The sequence below is a fragment of the Chryseobacterium sp. BGARF1 genome (assembly GCF_001677955.1).
Lineage (GTDB): Bacteria > Bacteroidota > Bacteroidia > Flavobacteriales > Weeksellaceae > Chryseobacterium.
On the sequence record NZ_LELA01000021.1, the window covers coordinates 1 to 2,693 of the forward strand.

Here is a 2,693-nt window from a genome sequence, read left to right on the forward strand (position 1 = left end):
TGATAAATGAGTAGGGCGGGACACGTGAAATCCTGTTTGAATATGGGGGGACCATCCTCCAAGGCTAAATACTCCTGAAAGACCGATAGTGAACAAGTACTGTGAAGGAAAGGTGAAAAGCACTTCGAATAGAAGGGTGAAATAGAACCTGAAACCGTACGCCTACAAGCGGTCGGAGCCCACAAGTTGGGTGACGGCGTGCCTTTTGCATAATGAGCCTACGAGTTAATGTTACTAGCGAGGTTAAGTACTTCAGGTACGGAGCCGGAGCGAAAGCGAGTCTGAATAGGGCGCTTAGTTAGTAGTATTAGACGCGAAACCTTGTGATCTACCCATGGGCAGGTTGAAGCTTTGGTAACACAAAGTGGAGGACCGAACCGGTTGACGTTGAAAAGTCTTCGGATGACCTGTGGGTAGGGGTGAAAGGCCAATCAAACTGGGAGATAGCTCGTACTCCCCGAAATGCATTTAGGTGCAGCGTCGTGTATAAGTTTATTAGAGGTAGAGCTACTGATTGGATGCGGGGGAGTCAAATCCTACCAATTCCTGACAAACTCCGAATGCTAATAAATGTTCCACGGCAGTGAGGGCGCGGGTGCTAAGGTCCGTGTCCGAGAGGGAAAGAACCCAGACCAACAGCTAAGGTCCCCAAATCTCTATTAAGTTGAAGCAACGCGGTTGGACTGCATTGACAGCTAGGATGTTGGCTTGGAAGCAGCCATTCATTTAAAGAGTGCGTAACAGCTCACTAGTCGAGCGGTCCGGCATGGATAATAATCGGGCATAAATAGAGTACCGAAGCTATGGATTTATAATTTTTGAATTATATCTGGTAGGGGAGCATTCTGTTTGCGTAGAAGCTGAGTCGTGAGTCTTGGTGGAGCGTACAGAAAAGAAAATGTAGGCATAAGTAACGATAAAGCGGGCGAGAAACCCGCTCACCGAAAGACTAAGGTTTCCTCAGCCATGCTAATCAGCTGAGGGTTAGTCGGGACCTAACGCGAACCCGAAAGGGGTAGTGGATGGACAATGGGTTAATATTCCCATACTTGCTCACACTAAAAAGGGGACGGAGTGCCGTACTTACTGGAGACTGACGGAATAGTCAAGACCTAGCCTTCGGGCGAAGTTGTTGTAGGGAAAGTGCTTCCAAGAAAAGCCGAAGTGAAGCAACCCGTACCATAAACCGACACAGGTAGTCGAGGAGAGAATCCTAAGGTGCTAGAGTGAATCATGGTTAAGGAACTAGGCAAAATAGTCTCGTAACTTCGGGAGAAGAGACGCCATCAGCAATGGTGGCCGCAGTAAAAAGGCCCAGGCGACTGTTTATCAAAAACACAGGACTCTGCAAAATCGAAAGATGCAGTATAGGGTCTGACACCTGCCCGGTGCTGGAAGGTTAAGGAAGGGCGTTAGCAGCAATGCGAAGCGTTTAACTGAAGCCCCAGTAAACGGCGGCCGTAACTATAACGGTCCTAAGGTAGCGAAATTCCTTGTCGGGTAAGTTCCGACCTGCACGAATGGTGTAACGATCTGGGCACTGTCTCAACCATGAGCTCTGTGAAATTGTAGTCTCGGTGAAGATGCCGAGTACCCGCAATGGGACGAAAAGACCCTGTGAACCTTTACTATAACTTCGTATTGACTTTGAGTAAGTAATGTGTAGGATAGGTGGGAGACTTTGAAGCAGGCACGCTAGTGTTTGTGGAGTCAACGTTGAAATACCACCCTTTACTTACTTGGAGCCTAACTTCTTTTAGAAGGACACTGCGTGGTGGGTAGTTTGACTGGGGTGGTCGCCTCCAAAAGAGTAACGGAGGCTTTCAAAGGTACCCTCAGCACGCTTGGTAACCGTGCGTAGAGTGTAATGGCATAAGGGTGCTTGACTGTGAGACCTACAAGTCGATCAGGTGCGAAAGCAGGACATAGTGATCCGGTGGTTCCGTATGGAAGGGCCATCGCTCATAGGATAAAAGGTACTCCGGGGATAACAGGCTAGTCTCCCCCAAGAGCTCATATCGACGGGGAGGTTCGGCACCTCGATGTCGGCTCGTCACATCCTGGGGCTGGAGAAGGTCCCAAGGGTTGGGCTGTTCGCCCATTAAAGTGGCACGCGAGCTGGGTTCAGAACGTCGTGAGACAGTTCGGTCTCTATCTATTGCGGGCGTTAGATGTTTGAGAGGGCTTGAATCTAGTACGAGAGGACCGATTTGAACAAACCTCTGGTGTATCAGTTGTTCCGCCAGGAGCACCGCTGAGTAGCTACGTTTGGAAGAGATAAGCACTGAAAGCATATAAGTGCGAAACTCGCCTCAAGATGAGACATCTTTTAAGGGTCGTGGGAGATGACCACGTTGATAGGCTACAGGTGTAAAGTTGGTAACAGCATAGCCGAGTAGTACTAATTACCCGTAGATTTATAGCCTAATTGGCAATGCTTAATTGCGCACTTCAAGGTTCTCTCTTTGTGAATATTCTTATCGATTAAAACAGACAAGAGATGTAAAGATAAGAGATGAGAGACTATAAGAAATGTCTCATATCTCAAGTCTATCAATCTCAAGTCTTATATACCTTCTTTAGGGTGGTTTTAGCGGTGGGGCTCACCTGTTCCCATTCCGAACACAGAAGTTAAGCCCACCAGCGCCGATGGTACTGCGAAAGCGGGAGAGTAGGTCGCCGCCAGTTTTTTT

2 rRNA genes are annotated in these 2,693 nt (G+C 48.3%); both read left to right on the top strand.

Annotated features, from left to right (window positions below):
* Positions 1 to 2,425, top strand: a 23S ribosomal RNA gene (locus tag AB671_RS04010); the annotation flags it as partial.
* 155 nt (positions 2,426 to 2,580) lie between these two features.
* Positions 2,581 to 2,688 (top strand): 5S ribosomal RNA (gene rrf / locus AB671_RS04015).
* Positions 2,689 to 2,693: the final 5 nt, after the last annotated feature.